This is a genomic window from Primorskyibacter marinus (genome assembly GCF_003313245.1).
GTDB lineage: Bacteria > Pseudomonadota > Alphaproteobacteria > Rhodobacterales > Rhodobacteraceae > Primorskyibacter > Primorskyibacter marinus.
On the sequence record NZ_QJSD01000012.1, the window covers coordinates 55,715 to 81,159 of the forward strand.

Consider the following 25,445-nt stretch of genomic DNA (forward strand, 5'->3'; position numbering starts at 1 on the left):
GCGGCTTGATGAGATGCGGGGGCTTTTCGCTGTCCAAGTCGCGTTTGCGACTGCGTATTGAGAAAGGGCAAAGGTCGAAAGCCGTTGATCTTCGCACTCAGGAGTAGTTTCTGGTCTGCGGGCCGCAGCTACTATGCGATTTCCGGTCCTGCGAGGGGGAAGATGAAACAGCGAGGGGCATATCTGCGGGCCGGCATGCGCGTGGGACTTCTGGGCGGATCGTTCGATCCGGCCCATACCGGGCATGTCCGGGTGACACTGGAGGCGCTGCGGCGGTTCGGGCTGGATCGGGTCTGGTGGCTGGTCAGTCCGGGCAATCCGCTCAAACCGCGCGGGCCGGCCCCGTTGGCCCAGCGGATGGCGGGCGCGCGGGCGGTCATGCAACATCCCAAAGTGCATGTCAGCGATTTCGAGGCACAGGCAGGCACGCGCTACACCGCCGATACAGTGCAGCGGTTGCGCAAGATCCATCCCGGCGTGCGTTTTGTCTGGTTGATGGGGGCGGATAACCTTGTGCAGTTCAGCCAATGGGACAATTGGCAGCAGATCATGCAGACGGTGCCGGTGGGCGTGCTGGCGCGGCCCGGAGACCGGATTTCGGCGCGCACCTCCGTCGCGGCGCGGGTCTTTCGCCACGCGCGATTGCCCGCAGAGGCCAGCCGACTGTTGCCAAATGCACAGGCCCCGGCATGGTGTTTTGTGAATATGCCGATGGTTGATCTCAGTTCCAGCGCGATCCGGGCTGCCCGCGACAGCGGGACAGGGGTGCATTCAGCAGGTAGTCACGAGAACTCGACTTGTGGCGCGGTGAATGGTGGGGTTAATTCTGGATCATGACAAAACGTATTTCGAGACGGGCATTTCTGGGCGGGACGGCTGCGTTGATGGTGGCCACGCCCGCGCTTGCCAATGCACCAACCCGTTCCTTGCGCCCCGTGGCGCGCGGCGAAGCGCGGCTGGCCGTGGCCCAGACCCCGCCGGAAGAGCTGATCGCCCGCGCCAAGCTGGACGGCCAGGTCAGCTATTGCCTGTCGGACGCCGATACCGGCAAGATCATCGAGCAATACGCCCCGAATGTCGGCCTGCCGCCGGCCTCGGTCGCCAAGGCGATCACGGCAGCATACGCGCTGGAGGTTCTCGGCCCGGAACATCGCTTTCGCACAAGGCTGCTGGGCAGCGGGCCGGTGCAGGAAGGCGTTCTCAAGGGCAATCTGATCCTTGCGGGCGGGGCAGACCCGACGCTGAACACCGACGGGCTTTATGCCCTGTCGGAAGGGCTGAAGGCCGCAGGCATCCATACGGTCGAGGGCGATTTTCAAGTTTATGGCGGCGCAGTGCCCATGGCACCCGTTATCGACATCTCGCAGCCCGATCACGTTGGCTATAACCCGGCCGTGTCGGGGCTGAATCTGAATTTCAACCGCGTGCATTTCGAATGGCACCGCGAGGACAGCGACTATGCCGTGACGATGGAAGCCCGGTCCAGCCAGCACCGCCCGGGGGTGCATTTTGCAAAGATGCAGGTCATCGAACGCAGCATGCCGGTCTACACCTACAAAGACAGTGGCGCTGCCGATGAGTGGACGGTTGCACGCGGCGCGCTTGGCAAAGGCGGGGCGCGGTGGTTGCCGGTGCGCAAGCCCGAACTTTACGCTGGCGAGGTTTTCCAGACTTTCGCACGCGCGCAGGGGATCGCGTTGCGCGCGCCGAAGGTGATCGCAGAATTGCCGAAGGCCGCAGCGGAACTGGCCGGGCAGGACAGTGGGCCGCTCGGCGATATTCTGCGCGACATGCTGAAGTTTTCAACGAACCTGACGGCAGAGGTGGTCGGGCTGGCCACGACGACGGCACGGTCCGGCAAGCCTGTCTCTGTGCGCGCGTCGGCAGAAAAGATGAGTGCATGGGCCAATGCGGCGTTCAAAACCGACGGCATCGCACTGGTCGATCATTCGGGGCTTGGCGATACCAGCCGGGTGGAAGCGCCCGATATGGTGGCCTTGCTTGTGGAGGTGCGCGAACGACTTGGGCTTTTGCCGCTGTTGAAAGAGATCCCGATGCGGGACGCCAACCGGAAGGTTCTCAAGGCCCATCCGGCAACCGTTCGTGCCAAGACCGGGACACTGAATTTCGTCAGCGGGCTTGCGGGCTATGTGGACACGACCGACGGCAAGGCGCTGGCCTTTGCAATATTTGCCGCCGACACGGACCGTCGCGACGGGCTGGAAAAAGCAGAGCGGGAACGCCCGCCGGGGGCGGCCTCGTGGAATGCGCGGGCGAAGATCCTGCAACAGCAGTTGATCGACCGGTGGTATATTCTGCACGCCAGCTAGGGCGCGGCGTCAGCACATGGCGCTGCGGAAACAGCGCCATCTGGGTCGCTTCCAGTTCAGCAGGGCCAGCCGCGGTGCCGCGGCACCGACGATCGGCAGCAGGCAAAGCAGGAACAGGCCCAGAAGGGTCAGCTTTCTGCGGTTCATTCTTCAATCTCCGACAAGAATAATCTCGATCAACGTCATAACGGCGGTAATTGCCTGTTTTATGACATATCAAAAAAGACCCGTTGTCGGCAGTCAGGAATAGCTTACCTGCATCATATTGAGCAGAAAGCCGCCCGGTTAGGCGGCTTTGCGGGGATTTTGGGCAGGTCAGTGTGTGTCAGGCGCGCAGGTGCCGGGCGCGGGCACCACGTTCAATCGCTGCGGCGTGCAGCCGGTCGAGGTTCAGCTCGTAGCGGATCTCCTCCAGCAGGCGCAGTTCCGGTTCGTAAAGCTGACCGTCGGCCGCGGCCACATCGCAGGCAAGCGCATAGGCGGTTTCAAACAGGCGCTCCGGCAGGTTGTCGCGGATAAGACCGAACAGCGCGTCCAGCCCATCCTCTTGTTCAAACAGGTCGAAAACCGTTTGCGAGGTGCTGTTCATGCGGTCGATGTCATATTCGGCAAAGACCGGCAGATTGTTCACCGCCGACTGGATCTTGACCAGCTCCGACGTGCGGATGTTCTCGTCTGAGGCAGAGACCGCGACCATCAGGGCAACAAGGCAGTCCTGCGGCGTCATCGGGTGGGAGGGCGTGTCGTCGTCTTCGGTGCTCACAAGACTGATCCTTGGAATAAGGGAAGGTTGCGTTGCAGATTATTGACCTATCCCGTCCCCCGCAATAGGTAGGCGAGCGCTGCGTGCCCCAAGACGGGGCGTGCGACCCTAGGAGACTTCCGTATGTCCGACACCCGCGACGCTGCCCTTGCCTCGAAAGCCTGGCCCTTCGAAGAAGCGCGCCGGGTGCTCAAACGCTATGAAAAGGCACCGCCCGAGAAGGGTTATGTGCTGTTCGAGACGGGCTATGGCCCCTCGGGGTTGCCGCATATCGGAACATTCGGCGAAGTTGCGCGGACCACGATGATCAAGCGCGCCTTCGAGCTGATTTCGGACATTCCGACGCGGCTGATCTGCTTTTCGGACGATCTGGACGGGATGCGCAAGGTGCCCGGCAATGTGCCCAACCAAGAGGCGTTGCAGGAGCATCTGCAAAAGCCGCTGACCAGCGTGCCGGATCCTTTTGGCGAATACGAGAGCTTTGGCGATCACAACAACGCCATGCTGCGGCGGTTTCTGGACACGTTCGGGTTTGAATACGAATTCATCTCGGCCACGGAGTTCTATCGGTCGGGCAAGTTCGACGAGGTGCTGCTGCGCGCGGCTGAACGCTATGACGACGTGATGAAGATCATGTTGAAATCCCTGCGCGACGAGCGTCAGAAAACCTATTCGATCTTCCTGCCGATCCATCCCGAAACCGGCCGTGTGCTGTATGTGCCGATGAAAGAGGTCAACGCCAAGGATGGCACGATCACCTTTGACGACCCCGATGGCCGGGAATGGACGCTGCCCGTCACCGGCGGCAACGTGAAGCTGCAATGGAAGCCGGATTTCGGTGCGCGTTGGGCCGCCTTGGGTGTCGATTTCGAGATGTATGGCAAGGATCACAGCACCAACACGCCGATCTATGACGGCATTTGCAAGGTGCTGGGCATGCGTCCGCCCGAGCATTTCACCTATGAGCTGTTCCTTGACGATCAGGGGCACAAGATCTCGAAATCGTCGGGCAACGGTGTGTCGATCGACCAGTGGCTGACCTATGCCTCGACGGAATCGCTGTCCTATTTCATGTATCTCAAGCCAAAGACAGCCAAACGGATGCACTTTGACGTGATCCCCAAGGCGGTGGACGAGTACCACCAGCAGTTGCGGGCCTATCCGACGCAGGATCTGAAGGGGCAGTTGAACAACCCGGTCTGGCATATCCACGGCGGCGATGTGCCTGAAAGCCGGATGGTTGTGCCGTTCTCGATGTTGCTGAACCTTGCCAGTGTGGCAGGCGCCGAGGACAAGGAAACCCTGTGGGGGTTCATGCGCCGCTATGCCCCGGAAGCCAGCCCCGAGACGCATCCAGATCTGGATCAGGCAGCAGGTTTTGCCGTGCGCTACTACAATGATTTTGTAAAGCCTGCCAAGGTGTTCCGTGTCGCAACTGATGTAGAACGTGAAGCTCTTCTAGAGTTGCGCGACGGTCTGGCAGCCTGGGACGGGCCTGCGGATGGCGAAGCGTTGCAAGGGCTGGTGTTTTCCTGCGGACGCGAGCGGTTCGACCCGATGCGCGACTGGTTCAAGGCGCTTTACGAAGTACTTCTGGGTGCCAGCCAAGGCCCGCGCTTTGGTGGGTTCATCGCGCTTTACGGTGTCGATGAAACGGTCGCTTTGATCGACAAGGCCCTGGCCGGAGAGTTGCTGGCGTCCTGAGGCACGTTTTGACCGTTGGACAAACTGCGCTATCTCCCTGCCTAGATTGCAGGGAGATGGATTATGCGGAGTTTGATTTTTGGGCTGGTTGCAGCGGTGGCGTTAGCGGGCGGCGTGGCCGCACAGGACACACCTGAAACGGGCATCAAGGATGTGATCTCTTCCCAGTTGGAGGCATTCCGGCAGGACGATTTCGCGCGGGCGTTCTCTTTCGCCAGCCCTTCCATTCAAGGTATGTTCGGATCACCCGAGAATTTCGGCGGGATGGTGCAGAACGGTTATCCGATGGTCTGGCGTCCGGGGCGCGTGGATTTTCTGGAACTTCGCCAGATCGAGGGCAGCCTCTGGCAAAAGGTGCAGATCGTCGACCAGAGCGGTCGGGTACATCTGCTGGACTATCAGATGGTCGAGGGCCGCGACGGCTGGCGCATTGGCGGGGTTCAGATGCTGGAATTGCCCGGCATGGCGGTATGAAAGGCCGGTCGAGTTAATCTAACCGGCTAATCATCTGTAGTGGCGTGGCTAATTGGCCGCGCCGTTTTTGATTCATGACGCATCGAACCGTTGGCGCAACGCCTACCGTCACGGTGCTGTCGGGCGGTGTTAACGCGCCGTTGGTATTTCCCTCAAAGCGGCCGGGTGAGCATCCGGCACTGTTTATCAGCAGGTCGGGAAACCGGCCCTGCGGCGGGTGAGACCCGTTTGCAGGTGGGCTGTGCGCGCGGAAAGGGAATGGAATGAACAAGGCAATCACTGACGGGGTGCAATTCATGCCTGCGGCTTTCGAGGCAGGGTTGGGAAATTGGTCGCGGGGCGATGGCGTGCCGGGATCTGACAGCTACCACAATGTGGCGACGGCGGCCTTTGTGCCTGCGGATCAGGATTTTGGCGGGTGTCTGGAGCTTCAGAAAACCGAAGGCGTGCAGAAATTGCGCTACAAGGGGCAGACGCCTATTCTGCCGGGCTGTTACATTCGGGTGACCGCCCGGATCAAGGCGATGTCGGGCAATCTGCCCTCTGTCCGGATTGCGGGGTGGGCGGGGTCCGCGGGCAGTGTTCATGTAAACGGCTTGCCGGAAACCGATGTCGCGGTGCCGTTGACGGCTTATGGCGATGTTGTCGAGGTTTCGGCCATCATTGGCAGCGGCAATCGGCCAGGGGTCGATCTGGTCTGGGGGACAGAACCGATTTATGGCCATTTCGGCATCGATCTGACGGGCCAGAACGGCGCGGTTGTGCGGATCGACGATATTCAGATCGAGGATGTCACACAGGTCTTTTATCGCGACCTGATGAATTGGGTCGATGTGCGCGACTATGGCGCAGTGGGCGATGGCATTACCGATGACAGCGCGGCGTTCGAGGCTGCTGACGCGGCCGCCGATGGCAAACGCGTGCTGGTCTCGAAAGGAATATACTATCTCGGCAGCAGTGTGACGCTGGAAAATCGGGTTCAGTTCGAAGGCAACGTTATCATGCCCGACAACGCCATCCTGTCGCTGACGCGTGATTTCCATCTGCCCGCCTATATCGACGCTTTCGGCAATGAAGAGCTGGCGTTTCGGAAGGCCGTCCAATCCTTGCTGAACAATTCCGACCACGAAGGTCTGGACCTTGGCGGGCGGCGGGTGTCTGTGACATCGCCGATCGACATGCAGGCGGCGGTCAACAACCGGACGACCTTTGCGCAACGCCGCCATATCCGTAATGGCCAGTTGCGTGCGGAAGGCGGCCTAGCCTGGGAAACCGACGTCGTGACCAGTCAGGCGAGCTACACGGCCTCAAAGCCGTTTACGCTGACCAACGTGGTCAATGTCGCGAACATCCCCGTTGGGTCTTTGGTCGAAGCGAATGGCGTGGGGCGTGAAATCTATGTCCGCGATCGCAATGTCGCCGCGCAGCAGATCACGCTGTCGCAGCCGCTGTCCGACGCGGTCGGCACGCAGAACTATACTTTCACCCGGTTCAAATACCTTCTGGATTTCAGCGGCTTCGACAAGCTGACCTATTTCTCGATGTCGGATATCGAGTTTCAGTGCAACAACAGGGCAAGCGGTGTGCTGATGCCCCCTTTGGGCGGCATCTTTCAGTTCCGCGACTGTTTCTTCAACCGTCCGCAGGATCGCGCCATCACCTCGCACGGGTCGGGTTGCCAGGGCATGCTGGTGGACCGCTGCAATTTTGAAAGCCCCGAAAACGGTCTGGCCGCGCAGGACAGGACGGTTGTGGCCATCACCGCCAACGCAAATGACGTGAAACTGCGCGATAACCGGGCGTCGCAGTTCCGGCATTTTGCGGTCTTGTCCGGGTCGAACAACGTAGTGACCGGCAACCACTTCTTCCAGGGGTCGACGGGCGGCGTGCGCACGGCGGGTCTTGTTCTGGCGCTGCGGGCCTGCAACACCACGATCACCGGCAATTACGTCGATAACTGCTTCATCGAATGGACGAACGAGCGTGAACCGGAACCCGACTATACCGGTGGTTTCGGCTTTGCAGGCGTGTCGATCACCGACAATGTTTTCCTGGCGGGTGGCGTGGCAAGCTGGTTTTCCTTCATCGTGATCAAACCCTATGGCACCGGGCATTTCATCAACGGCTTGAACGTGTCGGGCAATACGTTCCGCTGCGTGGATGCGGTGATGAATCGGATCGAACGTGTGGACACCACCTATGCCAATCTGGAAATCGGGCACATGCGCAAGCTCTACTTCTCTAACAATACGCATCACAACGTGGAGTACCCGACGCATAACCCGCTGACCGTCAAGCATCGTCAGAATACGGCGGCGCAAACCTGGCAGGTCGAATGCGCACCGCATTTGCCGTTCAATGGCTACGCGCAGAATGTCGACGGGGTCGCTTTGCGCGGCAGGATCGCAAACGCGTCCAACGCGGCCCAATATGTCTCGCCGCATGCGTTCGAACAGAAGGGGCCAAACAGATCTCAGGTCCATTTGATCTGGCCGACGCCGGTGACGGGGACTGTTAACGTCCAGGTGCGGATGGACAAGTAGGCCGTCATGGGGCCGGGGTGTGTTGAACGCTCCGGCCCTTTGTTTAGGTTCAGGGGGCAGGATCAGAAATCCTGCCAGAGACCGAATTTGATACCATAATTCCGGCGTTCCAGCAGATCTGTCGAGGCACCGATCTCCAGATGCCGGGACTTGCCGAAAGGGATGACGACCGAGGGGGCTAACTGCGCGGTTGCGGCCTGACCAAACGGTTTTCCGGTTTGCAATTGCAGGATAAGCATTCGTCCACGATCATCTTTCAGGCCCAATGTCAGGTCCAGTTTCAGGTCAGTTGCGCCGGTCATCCGGATCTCTGCCAGCGCATCCGCCGCCATCCAGCCTTTATCCAATCCGCGCCCCCAGGAAATGCCGGGGCGCAGGACGATCTGCGTGTCGATGACGCCCAGCCCAAGCTCTGCCGCGATGGGGCCTCCGGCCTTCGTTGTGGTCAGCGGCTGCCGGACAAAGGCAATGGCGCGGGACGTGCCATCGTTGGAGTATCCCGCATCCAGCCCAAGCGTATGGCGGCCATTCAACCCGTATTCGAGATAGGCCGAACTGTACGAGGTGAGTGTCATAAAGGTGTCGTCAAAGGTCAGACGGGTCGCGACGCTGGCAAATCCTGTGCCTTCCTGCCGTGGCCAGGCACCCGCAGCTGCATGCGTGCCTGCCAGGCAAATCAGAAGGCAAAGACACTTCAGCATCGCAACCCGTCCTTTGCAGCCCCGTGTCCAGCATCGGCAAGGTTGGTTAATCGCCGGTTAATGCGGGGTCAGGACCGGTTTGCACGGGCAGGCGGGCTTGACGTAGCGATTTCTGCACCGCAGCTTGGCGCAAAGCCTGTCACCGCGGCAAGCGAATCAGCGGCCACCGGGCCGCAAGCAGAAAAGGCAGCTTTATGACAGGATGCGTTATCACCGTTGCGCAGCAAAAGGGCGGGTCCGGCAAGACGACTCTGGCGGTCAACCTGGCCGTGGGGTTCGCCCGCGCTGGCAAAAGTGTCGCGGTGGTGGATGTGGACCCGCAGGGCAGTCTGGGCCGCTGGTTCATGGCGCGGCTGGACCGGCTGGAAGAGGCGGGGATCGAATTTGCGACCTCCTCGGCCTGGGGGGTGACGTATGAGTGCCGCAAGCTGGCCGACAGCCATGACATCGTGATCGTGGACACGCCGCCCAAGGCCGACAGCGATCTGCGGCCCGCCTTGCGCGCGGCCGATCTGGTCGTGGTGCCGGTCTCGATGAGCCATGTCGATCTGTGGGCCACCGAAGGTGTGCTAGATCTGGCGCGGCGCGAAAACCGGGTGTCACTGGTGGTGATGAACCGTGCGCGGGCCGGAACGCGGCTGGGCGCAGATGTTGCGGAAGCCGCCTCGCAACTGGAAGCACAGCTTGCCACGGCGCAATTGGCGAACCGTGTTGTTTATGCCGAAACACTGGGGCAGGGGCTTGGCGCCATCGAGGCCCCGCGCGGGCCTGCGCGCGACGAGGTGACAGCTTTGTGCGAAGAGGTGGCGCTTTTGCTGGAGGACGCGTAAGCACAGCCCAGCCGACAGACGGAGCCGCCTGCCATGACCGACCTCGACGCGCTGATTGCGCTGATCAAAGCCGAACCCTCGACCCGAGGGCACACGATTTCCAAGCTCGGATATTTCTGCGCGCCGTTCCGGCCCGTTTCCGGCCCGCTGTCGGACAAGGTGATCAAGGTCTACCGGGGCATGCGGGATGATGCGGCGCTGGACCGGCTCAAATACTGCCACGACGATTATTTCGACGCGCTGCGGCAATGCGATGTGACAATCCCCGACACCGAGATGCATCTGGTGACCATCGACGGTGCGCGCCAGCCGGTGATCGTGCAGGACGCGTTGCCGGAAAACAGCCTGATGCGGCCGTTGATGCAAAGCGCCTCGCTTGAGGATGCGCTGGCGATGATGGAGGCCGCGGGGCAGTGCATTGCCAGCTTCTGGCATGGCGCAGAAAAGATCGACACGCGCATCGGCTTTCACCCCTCGATTCGCAATTTCGCGATCATTGATGGGGGGGCGGTTTTCTTCGACACGTTCCCGCCGCTGATCCACTACTCGCGGGACGAGATGGGACGGATGTTGCTGCAATATTCCGACAAGCGGCTGATGCGGCTGGTGGGACCATTGATGCAGAAACGTGTGACCGGCATTCAGGATGAATGGTATTCGCCGCCCGAAACGCTTGTCGGGCTGGTCGGGTCAGCCTGCCGGTTGCGGCCGCCAGAGGCAGAGGCATTCCTGACCTGGGGGCGCGATTTTGCCAACCGCCGCATGCAGCCCTGGGCCGAAGAGGCCTTGCGCGGGATGCAGGAACCGCCGCGCCTGCCGGGCTATTGGACGGGTTTCCGCAAGATATTGGGTCTTCAGGGCGAACCCAACGTCTGAGGCATGAATACAGGTCTTTGCCTGATCCTCCGAACCTGCCAGACTGGTACAAAACGGAGGATGCCATGCCCACAACCATCAACTTTCCAAGCGAGGTCCAGACGGTCATCACCACATTCGAGATGACGCCCGGCACCTGCCATGATCTGCTGGACGAGCTGACCGAAGCCTATGAGGTCTTTATTTCCAAGCAGCCCGGCTTTGTCTCGGCGGGTTTGCATGTGAATGACGCACAGACCCGGATCGCCAATTATTCACAGTGGAACCGCCGCGAGGATTTTCAGGCGATGCTGCGCACCCCCGAAATGCGCGAGCGGAATCGGCGGATCAACGGGCTGTGTCGCGCGTTCGAGCCGGTGATGTACGAGGTTGCCGGAACTTTCTGACATGTTTGCATCCTATGCCGTCTGTCGCGGCATATCGCTAACTGGCTGTGATTCGGACTTCATATGTGCATTCATGGATGTGCGCGTCATCGTCCGGCATCAATAGAATGAACACGCTTGGCCGTCAGGCTGATGCGGGATTGGCAAAAAGGAGGTCGCAGATGTATCGAAATATTCTGATTCCGGTTTCGTTCGACGAGGATCGGGACGTCAAGGGCGCGCTGGAGGTCGCCCGCGCGCTTTCCATCGAAAGCGCCAAGATCACGCTGTTGCATGTCATGGAGCAGATGCCCACCTATGCGATCAGCTACATTCCAGAGGATTATCTTCAGGAAAGCCGCAAAGCGATCAACACCGAACTGGCCAAAATGGCCTCGACCCTGCCGAATGGCGAGGGGGTGCTGCGCGAAGGGCATTCCGGGCGGACGATTCTGGATTTCGCTTCGGAAATCGGCGCGGATTGCATTGTCATCGCCTCGCACCGGCCGGGGATGCAGGATTATCTTCTGGGCTCGACCGCGCATCAGGTCGTGCGCCATGCGCGCTGTTCGGTCCACGTTCTGCGCTGATCTGAATGAAGTCAGGCTGCGGGTTTGCCCCGCAGCGCATGGCTTGGCGTTGTAGACGTTTCCCGCTCGACAGATGGTTGCGCGGGCGCTGTCACAAGTGCGCCGGGCGCCAAATCCGCGCCTATCCGGCAAAGGTCAGATGTACCTTGACGGCGCGGGTGCGGTCGGCGGCGGTCTCGAATGCGGCCAAGGCGTCCTCGACCGGGAAACTCTGCGAGATCATCGGGCGCACGTCGATGCGCCGGGAAGAGATTGCCTCGGCGGCCTGTTCAAATTCCGGGTGAAAACGGTGCGTGCCCTGAAAGGCGATTTCCTTGCCAACCAGCAGGTTGACGGGCAGCGCCACATCGCCGGTCACGCCGACTTGCACAAGCGTGCCGCGTGGGCGGAGCGCCTCTATCGCGCCACGGATCGCGGGCTGCGCGGCAGAGCATTCAAAGACCACATCGAAATGGCCCTTGTTCTCGGTGAACCGGCTCATGGCGCTTGCGTTTGTGCTCATGTTGATGGTTTGCGTCGCGCCCATCGCCTCGGCCACCTTCAGTGGCACGTCCTGAAGGTCAGTGACGACAATTTCCGACGCGCCGGCCTCGGCCGACACAGCAGCGCACAGCGCGCCGATCGGGCCTGCACCTGTCACCAGCACGCGCTTGCCCGCCAGATCGCCCGCGTTGTTGCGGGCATGCAGGCAGACCGCCAGCGGTTCGGAACAGGCAGCCTCGGCCAGCGAGACATCCGTGGAAACCGGCACACATTGCGCCGCGCCAATCACGATACGGTCGCGAAACAGCCCCTGTTCGTGCGGAAACCGCATGGCAGAGCCGCGAAACCGCATATTGAGGCAATGCTGATGCAACCCTTCGGCGCAGTAGGCGCAGTCATTACAGGGGCGGCTGGGATTGAGCGCAACATGCTGGCCCGGCGTCAGACCGGTCACACCGTCGCCCAGTTCCACGACAACGCCGGCGGCCTCATGGCCCAGAATGATGGGTTCCTTCACCCGGATCGGCCCGAACCCGCCATCCTGAAAGTAATGCAGGTCAGACCCGCAAATCCCGCCTGCGGCCAGCGCGACCAAGACTTCGCCGGGGCCGGGCGCGTCCAGTTCTGCGGTCTCGATACGGATGTCAGCGGTAGCATAAAGACGGCAGACGCGGGTTTGCATGGAAGCTCCAGTCTTGAAGGATGTGTGGGTGGGTGATTGTTATTCGAGTATAGCCCGACAAAAGCGCGCCTGCGAGTGGATAAGACCGCAACCCGATCACGAATCCAGCCGCATCTGTCCCAGCTCCTTGGCCAGCGCGTCGCTCATCAGCATCTTCGCGGGCCCGATGGCCGCCGAGGCAGACACCATGATGCCGATCCGTACCTTCGCCAATGACGCCTGAATCAAAGGTACGAAACAAAGATCGCCGCGCTCTACCTCGTCATAAAAGCCGATCTTGGTGTACAGCCCGATCCCCTGGTTCGACAGGATCATCTCTTTGGCCAGAAACAGCGTATTGGTGTAGACATGCGTGGACAGGGGCGTCACCAGAGTCGAGATTGCCTGATCTATGATCGAGTTGCCGCCGCGCGCATCGCTTGTGCGCACCAGCCTATAGCCGGCGAGGTCGTCGATCTTCACGCTGGGGCGCGTCGAAAGGGGATGGTCGGGGCGCGTGATGACGCCAAAAGGCGCGGACTTTTCCGACAGCACGCGCACATCAGGATGTGGCGCGAAGATGAAGGCGACGCCGATCTCGGCATCGCCCGACGCCACGGTTTGCACCACGTCCTCTGGCTGGGCGGTGGTCACAGAGATCGAAATATCCGGGAATTTGCGCGCGAATTCATTCATCGCGCGGGGCAGCGCGGTGACGGCCATCGAATCCATCGTGTGAATGGTGATGTGGCCGGTTCGCAGGTCGCGCATATCATCCATCAAAACCTTGGCGCGTTCATAATCGTGCAATACTTTTCGGCAGTGTTCCAAGAGAATCGCCCCCATTGCGGTCAGCTCCACGCCTTCGGGGGTTCGGTCGAAAAGCCGCATTCCAAGGCTTTCCTCGACGCTCAGGATCTTGCGATTGACCGATGTGGATGACACGTTCAGCACCAGGGCGGCCTTGCGGATCGACCCTTGGCGCGCCGTTTCGTCAAAGTATTTCAAGAAGATGGAGTGCATGAAATCGCTCGCCATTCGGATGTTGCCAGGGGTGGTGCGCATAATGCATCGCCGTTGGCATATCTTTGTTCTACCTGCATCGCATCAGGAATCATAGGCTTACTGGGACAAGGTCGAACAACAGGCCGGTCCCGAAACCTCAACAGGAGAGTTTGACAATGACGCGAGACACCCAGAACGGACTTACCCGGCGTAAGGCGCTCAAGACTTTTGGCGCGGCGGCAGGTGCTGCCTTTGCAGGCAACCTCGTCGGCATTCAGAAAGCCTGGGCGCAGGATATGCACACGGTATCGCTGCAACTTGGCTGGCTGGCATCGAACGGCATTCTGGGCGAGGTCGCCGCCGCCGATCAGGGTTTTTATGCGGATGAAGGGCTGGAGCTGGATGTCGTGGCCGGTGGCCCGAACATTGATGGCGTCGCTTCTGTCGCCTCTGGCCGTGCCGATATGGGCTCGATCTCTTCCAGCCCGTCACTGATGCTGGCGCGGTCGCAGGGCTTGCCGATCAAGTGTATCGCCGCGGGCTATCAGCAGCACCCGTTCACATATTTTTCGCTGAAAAAGAACCCGGTGCGCGAGCCCAAGGATCTGATCGGCAAGACCGTCGCCACCAATGGCACCGCGCGCATCCTGCTGGAGGCACTGCTGGCCGCGAACGACATCCCCGAGGATGAGGTGAACGTTCTGGTCATGGGGTCTGATATGTCGCCGCTGCTGACGGGGCAGGCGGATGTCGTGACCGGGTGGCGCACCAATACAAGCGCGCTGGCCGTGCTGGGCGATGACCGGGTGGATATGTCGCTGTGGGATGCGGGCGTCAAGCTATACGCAAACCCCTATTACGTCACCGATCAGACACTGGCCGAAAACCCCGAGCAGGTCGAAGGCATGTTGCGTGCCAGCGCCCGCGGATGGGCCTGGGTGCATGAAAACCCCGAAGCGGCGGTGGATATTCTGGTCAAACGCTACCCCAACATGGACCGCGACAATGAATTGGCGACGGTTCAGATGGTGCTGGATTACAGTTTCAACGCCAACACGGCAGAGAATGGCTGGGGCACGATGACCCGTGAAAACTGGCAGGCGCAGATCGACGCCTATGACAATCTTGGTCAGTTCGAAAACGCGGCACCCGCCGTGGATGAAATCATGACGCTCGATGTGCTGGAAAAGACCGCTGCATCGCGTGCCAATTACGGATGACAGGTATGATGGAAGCGAAAAACTCCCTTCAAGGACAAAAGGTAGGTGCCCCTGACAAGGCACTTGCCGCCTCGCTCACCGATGCGACGGTGCGGTTTGGCACTTTCACGGCCATTGACGGGCTGAACCTCGATATCGAAGAGGGTGCCTTTTACACGATCCTCGGCCCCTCGGGCTGTGGCAAGTCGACAATGCTGCGGTTGGTTTCGGACCTGATCCCGGCGGCGGCTGGCGACGTGTCGATCTTTGGCAAGACGACAGAGCAGGCGCGACTGGCGCGAGAGTTTGCCTTTGTCTTTCAGGACGCGACTTTGCTGCCCTGGCGGTCGGCGCTCAAGAATGTCGAACTGCCGCTGGAGATCGGTGCCAAGCGCGGCGTTGACGTGCCCTTGGGCAGCCGCACCCCGCGCGAATTGCTGGAACTGGTCGGCTTGAAAGGGCGCGAGGATGCGCTTCCACACGAGTTGTCCGGCGGGATGCGTCAGCGCGTTGCCATTGCCCGCGCGTTGGTGTGCCAGCCGAAACTGCTGCTGATGGATGAACCTTTCGGCGCGCTGGACGAGATGACCCGCGACCACCTGAACCTGCAACTTCTGGACATCTGGCGCGAGACCGGGACGACGATCCTGTTTGTCACCCATTCCATCGCCGAGGCGGTGTTTCTGGGCCAGAAGGTCATCATGATGCGCGCCCATCCCGGACGTCTGCGCGAAGTGGTGGATATTGATCTGCCGGAACCGCGCACGATCAAGCAACGCGACCAGCAGGAATTCACCGCCTATTGCGGTTACCTGCGTGACCTACTGGAGACATGCTGATGGCTGTGGCAGAAAATATCACCATGCCCGATCTCGAAGCGGCGGAACGCGCAGAGGCGCGGCGTCGCAAGATCGTGTCCACCGCCGTGCCGCTGGGCACCGCGGCGGCCCTGATCCTGCTGTGGCAGCTTGGCGTCAAGGCGTTCGGCGTGCCGACCTATGTCGCCCCCGCGCCGTCGGATGTGGCCGTCGCCTTTGTCGAGAAATTCGACATCCTGCTGATGAACTTCTGGCCGACGCTGATGGAAAGTGTCGCAGGCTTCGCGGTGGGCAATATCGTGGCGATCCTGATTGCCGTGGCCTTTGTGCATTCGCGCCATGTGACCATGGCGTTCTTCCCCATCGCGGTTTTCATCAACACCATCCCGATCCTGGCGATTGCGCCCATTCTGGTGCTGATCTTCGGGCCCGGCATCACGGCCAAGATCGTGATCGCGGCGCTGATCTGTTTCTTCCCGACACTGGTGAACATGGTGCGCGGACTTCAGGCCATCAGCCCGCAAGCGTTGGAACTGTCGCGCATCCTGTCCGCCTCCAAATCCGAGGTGTTCTGGAAGATGCGTCTGCCTGCGTCGTTGCCCTTCCTGTTTTCGGCACTGAAGATCTCGGCCACGACATCTGTCATCGGCGCGATTGTCGGTGAATGGGTCGGCGCGGATCTGGGGCTTGGTGCTTTGATCATCGACGCCACGTTCAACTTCAACTCACCCTTGCTTTACGCGACGGTTTTCATGTCCTCGGGCCTGTCGGTGCTGATGTTTGCACTGGTCACACTGGCCGAGAAACTGATCATCCGCTGGTAAAGTAAGTCCCTAAATACACACGAAAAATAGCGCCCGGTTCGGCAAGCGGATCACGGCGCATCAGGAGGAGTTTGTCAAAATGACCGATCGTATCAAGGATCACATCGCCACCCGTTCCGAACAAGTGCCCGTTGTCGCAGACACCGATGTCGTGGTGATCGGCGCCGGTCCCGCAGGCCACGCGGCCGCTGTTTCCGCCGCCCGCAACGGCGCATCCGTCACATTGGTCGAACGCTACCACCACCTTGGCGGCATGGCCTCCGGCGGGATGGTTCTGGTGCTGGACGACATGGTGAACGAGGGCAACGAGGTCGTCACAACCGGTATCGTCAGCGAATTTGTCGACCGGATGGAGCGCCAGAACGGCGCGGTTTATCCGCCCTCCGAGGATTGCCTGACCAACTGGGAGATGTGGAAGAAATGGTCCCGCTGGGGGGCGATTGATTTTCACAAATCCGGCATGCCGCAGCCGATCATTCATGCCGTGGCCTTCGACCCCGACGCCTGGAAGCGCGTCAGCCTTGATATGGTCAGTGACGCCAATATCAACCTGCGCACCCATAGCTGGTTTTCGGAGGCGCTGGTCGAGGATAACCGCATCACCGGCGTGATCGTGCAGACCAAACTGGGCCGTCAGGCGATCCGCGCCAAGATGGTGATCGACGGTTCGGGCGATCTGGATGTCGCGTCGTCGGCGGGGGCATCCTTCATCACCGGACAGTTCATCGTCACCACGGTGTTCCGTCTCATGGATGTGGATACCGCCCGCGCCGAAGCGTTCGAATACGAGAACCCGGAAGAGTATAAAAAGCTTGACCGTCAGGCGCGTCGCGTGATCGGCGGGGCCTGGGGCATGTGGTGGCTGAAAACGCCGCTGCCCGGTGTGGTGTGGTGCAACTGCCCGCATATGCCCGGCTATGACGGGTTGTCGCCCGAACACATGGTCGAGGCGGAATACGAAGGCCGTCGCCGGATGATGGAACTGCTGGAATTTGCCCGCAAGAACCTGCCCGGTTTCGAGAATGCCAAGATGCTGGGTGCCGCCGAGCAGATGGGCATCCGTCAGACGCGGCTGTTGCAGGGCGAATATGTCGTCACCAAGGACGATGTGAAATCGCGCCGTCACTTCGCGGATTCGGTGTGCCGGGGCCGGGACTACTATACGCCGTACCGCGCATTGCTGCCCAAGGGCATCGACAACCTGATCGTCGCGGGGCGTCACTATTCGGTCGAAAGCGAAGCGCAAAAGCAATCGCGCGAGATCCCACCCTGCATGAGCCAGGGCGAGGCCGCAGGCGTCGCCGTCGCCAAGGCGCTGGAGGCAAATTGCGCGCTGCGCGATGTGGATGTCACCTCGATCCAGAAACAGATGCGCGCACAAGGTGCCGATCCGGGCGATGTGCCCTCGGCCAATGCGCTTGTCGAAGAACCCGTTGACGCGTGAAGGAGTTAACCATGTCTGAACAACATCTTCCATTGGAGGGCGTTCGCGTCCTCGACTTCACCCAGGTGATGATGGGCCCCTGCGCCACGCAGATGCTGGCCGATTTCGGCGCCGATGTGATCAAGATCGAACGGCCCGGTGCGGGGGATCTGTCACGCAACTTCTTCGGCGAAACCTCGGAGGAGGCGATGAACAACGCGGTTTTCGCCTCCCTCAACCGCAACAAGCGCTCGGTGGAGATCAACAGCAAATCCGACGAAGGCCGTCAGATGATCTATGATCTGGTGGCGCAGTCCGATGTGGTCGTGGACAATTTCCGCGCCGGTGTGATGAAACGTCTGGGCTTTGATTTCGAGACGCTGAAGAAGATCAATCCACGGATCATCTGCGCCTCGGGCACAGGGTTCGGCGAAGTGGGGCCTTACGCCCACAAGGGCGGGCAGGACGTGCTGGCGCAGGCCATGACCGGCGTGATGGAAAAGACCCAGGATCCCGCGATCCCGAAGTCGATCTACCCCACCACGCTGTGCGACTACACCGCCGGCATGCATATGGTGCAAGGCATTCTTGCAGCCCTTCTGGGGCGCGAGAAAACCGGCCGGGGGCAGAAGGTCGGCGTGTCGCTTTACGATTCGATCATCGCCATGCAGATGCAGGAGGCCGCGCAATGGTCCAAGCATCGCGAGGTGCTGAACTGGGCCGCCATGCCGCTGACCGGCGTGTTCGACACCACCGACGGCGCGGTCGTCGTGGTCGGGGCCTTCAAGGCCAACCCGCTGCAAGACATCTGCAAGGCGCTTGATATCGAGGATCTGTCGCCGGAGTATCCAACGCTGACCGTGCAGCGGCAGAACAAGCCTTATCTGCAAGGTCGGTTCCGCGATGCCTTTGCCACCAACACGACCGCCTATTGGATCGAACGGCTGGAAGAGCAGGATCTGCTTTGCGCGCCGGTAAAGTCGCTGGGCGAGGCGCTGGACGATGAGCAGACCAAGGCAAACGGAATGCTGGTTGATATGGAGCATCCGATCCTGGGGCATCTTACGCTTGTCGGATCGCCCGTGCATCTCAGCGAGGCACCGGTCATCATACGCCATACACCGCCGAAACTGGGCGAACATACCGAAGAAGTGATCCGCGAGCTTGGCCTGACCGCCGAAGCCCGAAAGGAGGCCGTATGAGCGTCCTGTTCGACGTCAAGGATCACGTCGCCTATGTCACCATCGACCGCGCCGACAGGATGAACGCGGTCGATCCCGACACCGATGCGGCGCTCAACGACATCTGGCAGCAGGTCGAGGCCCGCGATGACATCCGCTGCGTCGTGCTGACCGGTGCCGGAGAGCGTGCTTTCAGCGCCGGTGCCGACATGAAGGCCGGCGGGGGGCATAGCGGGCTGGAATACTGGGCCGCGGCCAACCCCAACGGGTTCGGCGGCATTGCCCTGCGGCAAACGCTGAACGTGCCGGTGATCGCGCGCGTGAACGGCCTGGCCCTTGGTGGCGGGTTCGAGATTGTGCTGGGGGCGGATATCGTCATCGCGTCCGAGACCGCGAAATTCGGACTGCCCGAGGCCAAGGTCGGCCGGCTGCCGCTCGATGGTGGCATGGTCGCGCTGCAACGGCTGATCCCGCGCAATATCGCGGCGGGGATCATGCTGACGGGGCGGATGCTGTCGGCTGCGGATGCCGCGCATTACGGGCTGGTCAACGCGGTGGTGCCTGCGGCGGATCTGGATGCCGAGGTTGCGGCCTGGGTCAAGGACATCCTGTCCTGCGCGCCGCTTTCCGTCGCCGCGATCAAGGACACGCTGCGCAACACCGCGCATCTGACACCGGTCGAGGCGCGCGACCTGCGCCGCCCCGCGCTGGTGACGGCCCTGCAATCCGAAGATTCCGAAGAAGGCGTTCGCGCCTTCCGTGAAAAACGCGCCCCTGTCTGGCAGGGCAAATAACCGGAGGAGATATGGCACTCGTCATCCAGAACCAATGCATCGACATCAAGGACGGGATTTGCACCACGTCCTGCCCGGTGGACTGCATCTACGAAGGCGAGCGGATGTATTACATCCATCCGACCGAATGCATCGAATGCGGCATGTGCGAATCCATCTGCCCGGTTGATGCGATCCGCTATGATGACGAGTTGGACGCCGAAAATGCCGTGTTCGCCCAGATCAACCGTGAGGTTTTCGAGGACGAAAACGGCGAGATCGTCGAACCGGGCGGATGGAGCAAAGACGACCCGCCCGTACCCGATCACCCCAAACTTGCAGATTACGCCCGGCGCGAACCTGCCGATCAGGAAAGTTGAGGAGACATTCATGCAAGGTATCATTGCCGCCGTGCCAACCCCCGTCGATGCGGCGGGGGTGCCTTCGGAAACGCTGTTTCTGGAACATGCCCGCTGGGCACTGGACAATGGCTGCGACGGGCTGAACGTGCTGGGCTCGACCGGCGAGGCGAACAGCTTTGACAGTGCCACGCGCCGTCAGATCATGGGCTGGGCGGCGCGCGGGCTGGAACTGGACCGGCTGATGGTCGGCACCGGCACACCGTCGCTGGCCGAGACGATTGCCCTGACCATCCACGCGGATGATCTGGGCTATCCGGTCGCGCTTGTCCTGCCGCCATATTACTACACGCCGCCCTCCGACGACGGGCTGGTGCGCTGGTACACGGCCCTGCACGAGGCGTTGGGCGATCGCCCCATAAAGGTTTGGTTCTACAACTATCCGCAAATGACCGGCTTTGTGATCCCCGAAGAGGTGATCGCCCGGTTACATGCCTTGGCACCGGAGCGGTTCAACGGGATCAAGGATTCCTCGGGTGATCTGGACTATTGTCGCCGGATCGTCGCGGCGCATCCGGGTTTCGCCGTCTTCCCCAGTTCTGAAACCAGCCTGTCGGTTGCGCCTGAGGCGGGCTTTGCCGGCTGCATCTCTGCCACGGTCAACCAGTCCGCACCGCTTTGCGCGCAGGTCTGGAAGGGCGCGGCCACGCCCACGCTGATGGAACGGATCGGCAATATCCGCGCAGCCATCGCAGCCGGTCCGCTGATCCCTTCGGTCAAGCATCTGGTGGCGCGCCGCACCGGCAACCCGCTTTGGGCCAACGTGCTGCCACCTTTCGTTGAACTCAGCGATGCCGAGCGTGTCGCGTTGGATCATATGGTCCCCGAAGAAGAGACGGTCGCCTAGATCGCCCTATAAACAGGAGGCCTTTCCCATGGCAAATGAAGACGTCTGGGCCACACGTTTCGTGGCGCTCGCCCGCGAGATGGCAAGCTGGTCCGAAGATCGCGACCGGCATGTCGGCGCGGTGATCGTGGGGCAGGGCCACGAGGTCCGTGCAAGCGGTTATAACGGCTTGCCGCGCGGGGTTTCCTCGACAGAGGACGCGCGGTTCGACCGGGCCAGTGGCGAGAAATTCCACTGGGTCGAACATGCCGAGCGCAACGCGATCTACAACGCCGCGCGGTCCGGCGCGGCGCTGGAGGGATGCACGATCTATGTCACGCGGTTTCCCTGCGCCGATTGCGCCCGCGCGATTATCCAAAGCGGCATCGCCCGCGTGGTCAGCCCGGCGCGTCCGGAAAACGACGGCGCGCTGGATCATAGCTTTGAGGTGTCCGAGGTCATGCTGGCCGAAGCAGGCATCGCTTTCACGGCCGTCCCTGACCTGCCGTAAGCGGTTGTCGCGCGGCTTCGGAAAACCTGCCTTAGACGGCGGCGCGCCATCAGGTGCGCGGCGCGATTTGGGTTTGATTTTCCTTTAGAACCACTGCCCCGGTTCCATCAGACCGAGATCAAGCAACTGACGCGAATTCCACTGGAATTGCGTCGAATTGTGCCAGCGGAAATTCTGAATATCGAAAGTGGAGCCGGGGTTGCGTTTCAGCGCCTTGGCGGTGCGGAAACTGGCAATGACCGAGGTCAGGTTGTGATGCCACGGACAGGCGAAGGTGTTGAACTCTTCGTCGTTGAACCTGTGGTCGTCGCGCAGCAGCAGCCCCGGCTTGGCGCGAAACAGCGAGATCCGGTCAATGCGGCGACGATCCTGGGGGACATGCTCTTCGTAGCGCCAGCGCAGACCGCCGTAGAAATCGAGCTGCCGCTCCTTGGCTTCATGGCTGATCGGATCCTTGCGCGCCAGGGCGTAATAGCCCGACATGTCGACCCAGGCATCGTCCAGTGACACGGCATCGGGGTTTTGCGTCAGATCGCCGGCATAAAGGTCCAGAACGGTGCTCAGCATCGCGTCGCGCCGTTCCTCGGCATGAAAGCCGAGCATTTCGCCAATCGTGCGGCTTTCGCAGAACGGGAAGAACAGATATTCGGCATTGTAGCAGTAATGCAGCCAGACGCCGGGGGCGGCGGCAATGACGGCATTGACAGCATTGGTCAATGCGCCCTCGGCCCCCATGTCGTAGCTGACCTGATGCACGGTGGTCGCCAGATCGGGCGGCAGCGTTGCCCCCTCTCGCATGAAGGCCACGATTTCCGCGAAACCTGTCTTGTGCTGGTGGCGCAGGGTGCTTTCAATCTCGACATCATCTTCGGAAAAGACCAGCGCGACCGGGCCTTTTGCCAGCGCCGGTTTGCCCTTTTCCAGAAACGCCGCTAGCCCCTTATAGATCATCGTGCCTGTCGCCCCCTGTGAGGTTTGATGCAAAAATCGATGAAATCGGCATGCATTGCAACCCACCACCATTTTGCGATATGCCGCCGCTCTGAGACATGCGAGGATTGCGCCATGACCGCGCCGAAAAAACTGTTCATCAAGACCTATGGCTGCCAGATGAATGTCTATGACAGCGAGCGTATGGCCGAGGCCATGGGCGGGCAGGGCTATGAGCAGACGCAGACGGCCGATGACGCGGACATGATCCTGCTCAACACCTGCCATATTCGTGAAAAGGCGGCGGAAAAAGTCTATTCCGAGCTGGGGCGCTACAAGGGGCTGAAGACGGCCAAGCCTGATCTGAAGATCGGCGTGGCGGGCTGTGTGGCGCAAGCCGAAGGCGAAGAGATCATGCGCCGTCAGCCGATGGTCGATCTGGTCGTCGGCCCGCAAAGCTATCACCGCCTGCCAGAGATGGAGGCGAAGATCCGTGAAGGCAAAAAGGCGCTGGATACGGATTTCCCCGAAGAGGGCAAGTTCGACAAGCTGATCGCGCGGCCCAAGGCCAAGCGCGGCCCGACCGCGTTTCTGACCGTGCAGGAAGGCTGTGACAAGTTCTGCGCCTTCTGCGTTGTGCCCTATACGCGCGGCGCAGAGGTCAGCCGCCCGGTGGACCGCGTGTTGTCTGAGGCGCGCGATCTGGTCGAGCGGGGCGTGCGCGAAATCACCTTGCTGGGTCAGAACGTCAATGCCTATCACGGCGCGGGTCCGAACGGCGATATGGGCCTTGCACAGCTGATCTGGGCGCTCAATGATGTCGATGGGCTGGAACGCATCCGCTTTACCACCAGCCATCCCAACGACATGGACGATGCGCTGATCGAGGCGCATGGCGACTGCCCGAAACTGATGCCGTATCTGCATCTGCCGGTGCAGGCCGGGTCCGACAAGATCCTCAAGCGGATGAACCGCAGCCACACCGCCGCAAGCTATCTGCGCGTAATCGAACGGCTGCGCGAGGTACGTCCCGACATCCACATCTCGGGCGATTTCATCGTCGGCTTCCCCGAAGAGACCGAAGAGGATTTTCAGGCCACGCTCGATCTGATCGAGGCGGTGCGCTACGGCTCTGCCTATTCGTTCAAATATTCGACCCGCCCCGGCACCCCCGCGGCAGAGCGCCCGCAAGTGCCGGAGGATGAAAAGGACGACCGTTTGCAGCGTTTGCAGGCGCTTCTGACGCGTCAGCAACGGCAATTGCAGGACGACATGGTTGGCCGCGACGTCAGCGTGCTGTTCGAAAAGCCCGGTCGCGAGGCAGGGCAGATGGTCGGCAAATCGGAATATCTGCATTCGGTGCATGTCACCGCCGACGGCGTGTCGCCGGGCGACATGGCACGGGTGCATATCCTTGAAAGCCGCACAAATTCCTTGTCCGGGCAGCTGATTTGAGGTTGCTTGCCCCGCCCGGTCCCACCGCTTTGACCGGGCAGGGCGCAGGACGGGTGGCCGACGGCACCTGTCCCGCCTGATGGGCGGCATTTCACCCCAACGGAACAGAGAACCGTCATATCTCTGTCAAAAACATCACATTTTGCGTGTTAGGCTTGCGCTACCCACAAGCTGTTGGCACGATCAAGGTGACTCGCAGCAGTGGAGAATTGCGTGGATACAGGCACATTGACCGAAGTCCTGATTGAATTTCCCGACAATCGATTGCTGATCGACCTGTGCGGCGAATATGACCGCAACCTGGCAGATATCGAAAAACGTCTGGATGTGCAGATCGTGCGCCGTGGCAATCTGCTGGCGATTCTGGGGGAAGAGAGCGCCCAGATCGAGGCGCGAGAGGTGCTCAATGCGCTGTATCAGCGGCTGGAAGCCGGACGCACCGTCGATCCCGGTGATATCGACCGCGAGTTCCGCATGAACGCGCCCGAAGAAACAGCCCCCGGTGCCGATGCACAGATGGAGATGTTCTCGGGCGGCAAGGTCGAGATCAAGACCCGCAAAAAACTGATCGAACCCCGCACCGACGCGCAAAAGGCCTATGTGCGGTCACTCTTCAACAACGAACTGGCTTTCGGGATTGGCCCGGCAGGCACCGGCAAGACCTATCTGGCCGTGGCCGTGGGCGTGAACCTGTTCATCTCGGGGGCGGTTGACCGCATCATCCTGTCGCGTCCCGCTGTCGAGGCGGGTGAAAAGCTGGGCTATCTGCCCGGCGACATGAAGGACAAGGTCGATCCCTACATGCAGCCGCTTTACGACGCGCTGAACGATTTTCTGCCCGGCAAGCAATTGGCGAAGATGATGGAGGAAAAGACGGTCGAGATCGCGCCGCTGGCCTTCATGCGCGGCCGCACGCTGTCCAATGCCTTTGTGGTGCTGGACGAGGCGCAGAACGCCACCACGATGCAGATGAAGATGTTCCTGACCCGTCTGGGCGAGGGCAGCCGCATGGTCATCACCGGCGACCGCACGCAGGTTGACCTGCCGCGCGGTATGCCGTCCGGTCTGGCCGATGCCGAACGTCTGCTAAGCGACATTCCGAAGATCGGCTTCAATTACTTCACCTCTGCGGATGTTGTGCGACACCCGCTGGTGGCCGCGATCATCAGGGCCTATGAGGGCGACACTCAGGGCTAGGGGCGATGCGCCAATCATGGCGCAGATGCCCCGGCTGGATGGACAAGACAATGCTGACCGACACGATTATAGAGGATGACCGCTGGCAGGCGCTCGGGCTTGCTGCGCTGGCCGAGGCGGCGGCGAAGGCAACTCTTGCCCGGCTGGCGCTGGACGCTGCGGAATTCGAGATCGCCTTGCTGGCCACCGATGATGCCCGGATCACCGTGCTCAATGCCGATTTCCGGGACAAGCCGCAGCCGACAAATGTGCTGAGCTGGCCATCGGACGAACGCGGTGCCGAGGCCGACGGCGACGCGCCGGAACTGCCCGACCCGGACCCTGATCCGGAACTTGGCGACATCGCCATCGCCTATGACACCTGCGCACGCGAGGCGTCCGAGGCCGGAAAGCCGCTCAGCGATCATGTGACGCATCTTATCGTTCATGGTGTTTTGCACCTTCTGGGATATGACCATGTGCGTGACCGCGATGCCACGTTGATGGAATCACTGGAACGCGAGATACTTGGCAACATGGGGTTGCCTGACCCATATAGGGAAGATGACAGGGTCTGACGGCCCG

27 protein-coding genes are annotated in these 25,445 nt (G+C 61.0%); 21 read left to right on the plus strand and 6 right to left on the minus strand.

Annotated features, from left to right (window positions below):
• Window positions 1–162 precede the first annotated feature (162 nt).
• Window positions 163–837: a nicotinate-nucleotide adenylyltransferase gene (locus tag DMZ65_RS13885; RefSeq protein ID WP_116599484.1), complete on the plus strand. Its 675-nt coding sequence runs from the start codon at window positions 163–165 to the stop codon at window positions 835–837.
• Window positions 834–2,330, plus strand: coding sequence for a D-alanyl-D-alanine carboxypeptidase/D-alanyl-D-alanine endopeptidase (gene dacB / locus DMZ65_RS13890; protein ID WP_116599485.1), 1,497 nt, complete (start codon window positions 834–836; stop codon window positions 2,328–2,330). Before DMZ65_RS13885 ends, dacB begins: the two co-directional genes overlap by 4 nt.
• A 9-nt stretch (window positions 2,331–2,339) precedes the next feature.
• Here dacB and DMZ65_RS19505 read toward each other — a convergent pair whose 3' ends face one another.
• Window positions 2,340–2,477, minus strand: a complete 138-nt coding sequence (locus DMZ65_RS19505) for a hypothetical protein (RefSeq protein WP_157960635.1) — start codon at window positions 2,475–2,477, stop codon at window positions 2,340–2,342.
• 178 nt (window positions 2,478–2,655) lie between these two features.
• The gene (locus DMZ65_RS13895) at window positions 2,656–3,057 is read right to left on the minus strand and encodes a tellurite resistance TerB family protein (protein WP_116599532.1); all 402 of its coding nucleotides are present in this window, start codon (window positions 3,055–3,057) and stop codon (window positions 2,656–2,658) included.
• 159 nt (window positions 3,058–3,216) lie between these two features.
• Here DMZ65_RS13895 and DMZ65_RS13900 point away from each other — a divergent pair, with 159 nt between their 5' ends.
• The 3 genes from DMZ65_RS13900 to DMZ65_RS13910 all read left to right on the plus strand — a co-directional run bounded on the left by DMZ65_RS13900 (window position 3,217) and on the right by DMZ65_RS13910 (window position 7,814).
• Window positions 3,217–4,797, plus strand: coding sequence for a lysine--tRNA ligase (locus tag DMZ65_RS13900; protein ID WP_116599486.1), 1,581 nt, complete (start codon window positions 3,217–3,219; stop codon window positions 4,795–4,797).
• Between the two features lie 63 nt (window positions 4,798–4,860).
• The gene (locus DMZ65_RS13905) at window positions 4,861–5,271 is read left to right on the plus strand and encodes a DUF4864 domain-containing protein (RefSeq protein ID WP_116599487.1); all 411 of its coding nucleotides are present in this window, start codon (window positions 4,861–4,863) and stop codon (window positions 5,269–5,271) included.
• Between the two features lie 263 nt (window positions 5,272–5,534).
• The gene (locus tag DMZ65_RS13910; protein WP_116599488.1) at window positions 5,535–7,814 is read left to right on the plus strand and encodes a glycosyl hydrolase family 28-related protein; all 2,280 of its coding nucleotides are present in this window, start codon (window positions 5,535–5,537) and stop codon (window positions 7,812–7,814) included.
• Between the two features lie 62 nt (window positions 7,815–7,876).
• Here the strand turns inward: DMZ65_RS13910 and DMZ65_RS13915 are convergent, their stop codons facing one another.
• Entirely contained in the window at window positions 7,877–8,515 is a 639-nt protein-coding gene (locus DMZ65_RS13915) for a hypothetical protein (protein ID WP_116599489.1), read from the minus strand.
• A 194-nt stretch (window positions 8,516–8,709) separates the two neighbouring features.
• Between DMZ65_RS13915 and parA the strand changes: the two genes are divergently transcribed.
• The 4 genes from parA to DMZ65_RS13935 all read left to right on the plus strand — a co-directional run bounded on the left by parA (window position 8,710) and on the right by DMZ65_RS13935 (window position 11,176).
• Window positions 8,710–9,345: a ParA family partition ATPase gene (gene parA, locus DMZ65_RS13920; protein ID WP_116599490.1), complete on the plus strand. Its 636-nt coding sequence runs from the start codon at window positions 8,710–8,712 to the stop codon at window positions 9,343–9,345.
• 33 nt (window positions 9,346–9,378) lie between these two features.
• Window positions 9,379–10,221 (plus strand): DUF6206 family protein, encoded by an 843-nt coding sequence (locus DMZ65_RS13925; RefSeq protein ID WP_116599491.1) that lies wholly within the window; start codon window positions 9,379–9,381, stop codon window positions 10,219–10,221.
• Window positions 10,222–10,286: 65 nt separating this feature from the next.
• Complete coding sequence (locus DMZ65_RS13930) at window positions 10,287–10,607, plus strand: antibiotic biosynthesis monooxygenase family protein (protein WP_116599492.1); 321 nt, start codon at window positions 10,287–10,289, stop codon at window positions 10,605–10,607.
• Between the two features lie 161 nt (window positions 10,608–10,768).
• A complete protein-coding gene (locus DMZ65_RS13935; protein WP_116599533.1) occupies window positions 10,769–11,176 on the plus strand; it encodes a universal stress protein in 408 nt (135 codons plus the stop codon).
• A gap of 121 nt (window positions 11,177–11,297) precedes the next feature.
• On the opposite strand, the gene DMZ65_RS13940 is transcribed toward DMZ65_RS13935, so the two are convergent.
• Both DMZ65_RS13940 and DMZ65_RS13945 read right to left on the minus strand, forming a co-directional pair.
• On the minus strand, window positions 11,298–12,341 hold the full coding sequence (locus DMZ65_RS13940; protein ID WP_116599493.1) for an L-idonate 5-dehydrogenase: 1,044 nt from the start codon (window positions 12,339–12,341) through the stop codon (window positions 11,298–11,300).
• A 96-nt stretch (window positions 12,342–12,437) separates the two neighbouring features.
• Window positions 12,438–13,385 (minus strand): LysR family transcriptional regulator, encoded by a 948-nt coding sequence (locus DMZ65_RS13945; protein WP_232824995.1) that lies wholly within the window; start codon window positions 13,383–13,385, stop codon window positions 12,438–12,440.
• Between the two features lie 116 nt (window positions 13,386–13,501).
• Between DMZ65_RS13945 and DMZ65_RS13950 the strand changes: the two genes are divergently transcribed.
• The 9 genes from DMZ65_RS13950 (at window position 13,502) to DMZ65_RS13990 (ending at window position 21,299) form a co-directional block, all read left to right on the plus strand.
• Window positions 13,502–14,545, plus strand: a complete 1,044-nt coding sequence (locus DMZ65_RS13950; protein WP_116599494.1) for an ABC transporter substrate-binding protein — start codon at window positions 13,502–13,504, stop codon at window positions 14,543–14,545.
• Complete coding sequence (locus DMZ65_RS13955; RefSeq protein WP_232824996.1) at window positions 14,542–15,363, plus strand: ABC transporter ATP-binding protein; 822 nt, start codon at window positions 14,542–14,544, stop codon at window positions 15,361–15,363. Before DMZ65_RS13950 ends, DMZ65_RS13955 begins: the two co-directional genes overlap by 4 nt.
• A complete protein-coding gene (locus DMZ65_RS13960; RefSeq protein WP_232824997.1) occupies window positions 15,363–16,166 on the plus strand; it encodes an ABC transporter permease in 804 nt (267 codons plus the stop codon). Before DMZ65_RS13955 ends, DMZ65_RS13960 begins: the two co-directional genes overlap by 1 nt.
• A 79-nt stretch (window positions 16,167–16,245) precedes the next feature.
• On the plus strand, window positions 16,246–17,610 hold the full coding sequence (locus DMZ65_RS13965) for an FAD-dependent oxidoreductase (RefSeq protein ID WP_116599496.1): 1,365 nt from the start codon (window positions 16,246–16,248) through the stop codon (window positions 17,608–17,610).
• A gap of 11 nt (window positions 17,611–17,621) precedes the next feature.
• Window positions 17,622–18,791 (plus strand): CaiB/BaiF CoA transferase family protein, encoded by a 1,170-nt coding sequence (locus DMZ65_RS13970; RefSeq protein ID WP_116599497.1) that lies wholly within the window; start codon window positions 17,622–17,624, stop codon window positions 18,789–18,791.
• Entirely contained in the window at window positions 18,788–19,564 is a 777-nt protein-coding gene (locus DMZ65_RS13975; RefSeq protein ID WP_116599498.1) for an enoyl-CoA hydratase-related protein, read from the plus strand. Before DMZ65_RS13970 ends, DMZ65_RS13975 begins: the two co-directional genes overlap by 4 nt.
• A gap of 11 nt (window positions 19,565–19,575) precedes the next feature.
• Window positions 19,576–19,923: a ferredoxin family protein gene (locus DMZ65_RS13980; RefSeq protein ID WP_116599499.1), complete on the plus strand. Its 348-nt coding sequence runs from the start codon at window positions 19,576–19,578 to the stop codon at window positions 19,921–19,923.
• A 10-nt stretch (window positions 19,924–19,933) separates the two neighbouring features.
• Window positions 19,934–20,809, plus strand: a complete 876-nt coding sequence (locus tag DMZ65_RS13985; RefSeq protein WP_116599500.1) for a dihydrodipicolinate synthase family protein — start codon at window positions 19,934–19,936, stop codon at window positions 20,807–20,809.
• Window positions 20,810–20,837: 28 nt separating this feature from the next.
• A complete protein-coding gene (locus DMZ65_RS13990) occupies window positions 20,838–21,299 on the plus strand; it encodes a deoxycytidylate deaminase (protein ID WP_116599501.1) in 462 nt (153 codons plus the stop codon).
• An 84-nt stretch (window positions 21,300–21,383) separates the two neighbouring features.
• On the opposite strand, the gene DMZ65_RS13995 is transcribed toward DMZ65_RS13990, so the two are convergent.
• Window positions 21,384–22,250: a hypothetical protein gene (locus DMZ65_RS13995; RefSeq protein ID WP_116599502.1), complete on the minus strand. Its 867-nt coding sequence runs from the start codon at window positions 22,248–22,250 to the stop codon at window positions 21,384–21,386.
• 114 nt (window positions 22,251–22,364) lie between these two features.
• On the opposite strand from DMZ65_RS13995, the gene miaB reads away from it, so the two are divergent.
• The 3 genes from miaB to ybeY all read left to right on the plus strand — a co-directional run bounded on the left by miaB (window position 22,365) and on the right by ybeY (window position 25,438).
• Window positions 22,365–23,684 carry a tRNA (N6-isopentenyl adenosine(37)-C2)-methylthiotransferase MiaB gene (gene miaB / locus DMZ65_RS14000; protein ID WP_116599503.1) on the plus strand — a complete coding sequence of 440 codons (1,320 nt, stop codon included), beginning with the start codon at window positions 22,365–22,367 and terminating at the stop codon, window positions 23,682–23,684.
• Window positions 23,685–23,897: 213 nt separating this feature from the next.
• Complete coding sequence (locus DMZ65_RS14005; RefSeq protein ID WP_116599504.1) at window positions 23,898–24,881, plus strand: PhoH family protein; 984 nt, start codon at window positions 23,898–23,900, stop codon at window positions 24,879–24,881.
• Between the two features lie 50 nt (window positions 24,882–24,931).
• A complete protein-coding gene (gene ybeY / locus DMZ65_RS14010) occupies window positions 24,932–25,438 on the plus strand; it encodes an rRNA maturation RNase YbeY (protein WP_116599536.1) in 507 nt (168 codons plus the stop codon).
• Window positions 25,439–25,445: the final 7 nt, after the last annotated feature.

Bases quoted from the DNA above. Each gene is read 5' to 3' on its own strand.
- DMZ65_RS13885 (WP_116599484.1), top strand. From the start codon at position 163: ATGAAACAGCGAGGGGCATATCTGCGGGCCGGCATGCGCGTGGGACTT.
- dacB (WP_116599485.1), top strand. From the start codon at position 834: ATGACAAAACGTATTTCGAGACGGGCATTTCTGGGCGGGACGGCTGCG.
- DMZ65_RS19505 (WP_157960635.1), bottom strand. From the start codon at position 2,477: ATGAACCGCAGAAAGCTGACCCTTCTGGGCCTGTTCCTGCTTTGCCTG.
- DMZ65_RS13895 (WP_116599532.1), bottom strand. From the start codon at position 3,057: ATGACGCCGCAGGACTGCCTTGTTGCCCTGATGGTCGCGGTCTCTGCC.
- DMZ65_RS13900 (WP_116599486.1), top strand. From the start codon at position 3,217: ATGTCCGACACCCGCGACGCTGCCCTTGCCTCGAAAGCCTGGCCCTTC.
- DMZ65_RS13905 (WP_116599487.1), top strand. From the start codon at position 4,861: ATGCGGAGTTTGATTTTTGGGCTGGTTGCAGCGGTGGCGTTAGCGGGC.
- DMZ65_RS13910 (WP_116599488.1), top strand. From the start codon at position 5,535: ATGAACAAGGCAATCACTGACGGGGTGCAATTCATGCCTGCGGCTTTC.
- DMZ65_RS13915 (WP_116599489.1), bottom strand. From the start codon at position 8,515: ATGCTGAAGTGTCTTTGCCTTCTGATTTGCCTGGCAGGCACGCATGCA.
- parA (WP_116599490.1), top strand. From the start codon at position 8,710: ATGACAGGATGCGTTATCACCGTTGCGCAGCAAAAGGGCGGGTCCGGC.
- DMZ65_RS13925 (WP_116599491.1), top strand. From the start codon at position 9,379: ATGACCGACCTCGACGCGCTGATTGCGCTGATCAAAGCCGAACCCTCG.
- DMZ65_RS13930 (WP_116599492.1), top strand. From the start codon at position 10,287: ATGCCCACAACCATCAACTTTCCAAGCGAGGTCCAGACGGTCATCACC.
- DMZ65_RS13935 (WP_116599533.1), top strand. From the start codon at position 10,769: ATGTATCGAAATATTCTGATTCCGGTTTCGTTCGACGAGGATCGGGAC.
- DMZ65_RS13940 (WP_116599493.1), bottom strand. From the start codon at position 12,341: ATGCAAACCCGCGTCTGCCGTCTTTATGCTACCGCTGACATCCGTATC.
- DMZ65_RS13945 (WP_232824995.1), bottom strand. From the start codon at position 13,385: ATGCGCACCACCCCTGGCAACATCCGAATGGCGAGCGATTTCATGCAC.
- DMZ65_RS13950 (WP_116599494.1), top strand. From the start codon at position 13,502: ATGACGCGAGACACCCAGAACGGACTTACCCGGCGTAAGGCGCTCAAG.
- DMZ65_RS13955 (WP_232824996.1), top strand. From the start codon at position 14,542: ATGACAGGTATGATGGAAGCGAAAAACTCCCTTCAAGGACAAAAGGTA.
- DMZ65_RS13960 (WP_232824997.1), top strand. From the start codon at position 15,363: ATGGCTGTGGCAGAAAATATCACCATGCCCGATCTCGAAGCGGCGGAA.
- DMZ65_RS13965 (WP_116599496.1), top strand. From the start codon at position 16,246: ATGACCGATCGTATCAAGGATCACATCGCCACCCGTTCCGAACAAGTG.
- DMZ65_RS13970 (WP_116599497.1), top strand. From the start codon at position 17,622: ATGTCTGAACAACATCTTCCATTGGAGGGCGTTCGCGTCCTCGACTTC.
- DMZ65_RS13975 (WP_116599498.1), top strand. From the start codon at position 18,788: ATGAGCGTCCTGTTCGACGTCAAGGATCACGTCGCCTATGTCACCATC.
- DMZ65_RS13980 (WP_116599499.1), top strand. From the start codon at position 19,576: ATGGCACTCGTCATCCAGAACCAATGCATCGACATCAAGGACGGGATT.
- DMZ65_RS13985 (WP_116599500.1), top strand. From the start codon at position 19,934: ATGCAAGGTATCATTGCCGCCGTGCCAACCCCCGTCGATGCGGCGGGG.
- DMZ65_RS13990 (WP_116599501.1), top strand. From the start codon at position 20,838: ATGGCAAATGAAGACGTCTGGGCCACACGTTTCGTGGCGCTCGCCCGC.
- DMZ65_RS13995 (WP_116599502.1), bottom strand. From the start codon at position 22,250: ATGATCTATAAGGGGCTAGCGGCGTTTCTGGAAAAGGGCAAACCGGCG.
- miaB (WP_116599503.1), top strand. From the start codon at position 22,365: ATGACCGCGCCGAAAAAACTGTTCATCAAGACCTATGGCTGCCAGATG.
- ybeY (WP_116599536.1), top strand. From the start codon at position 24,932: ATGCTGACCGACACGATTATAGAGGATGACCGCTGGCAGGCGCTCGGG.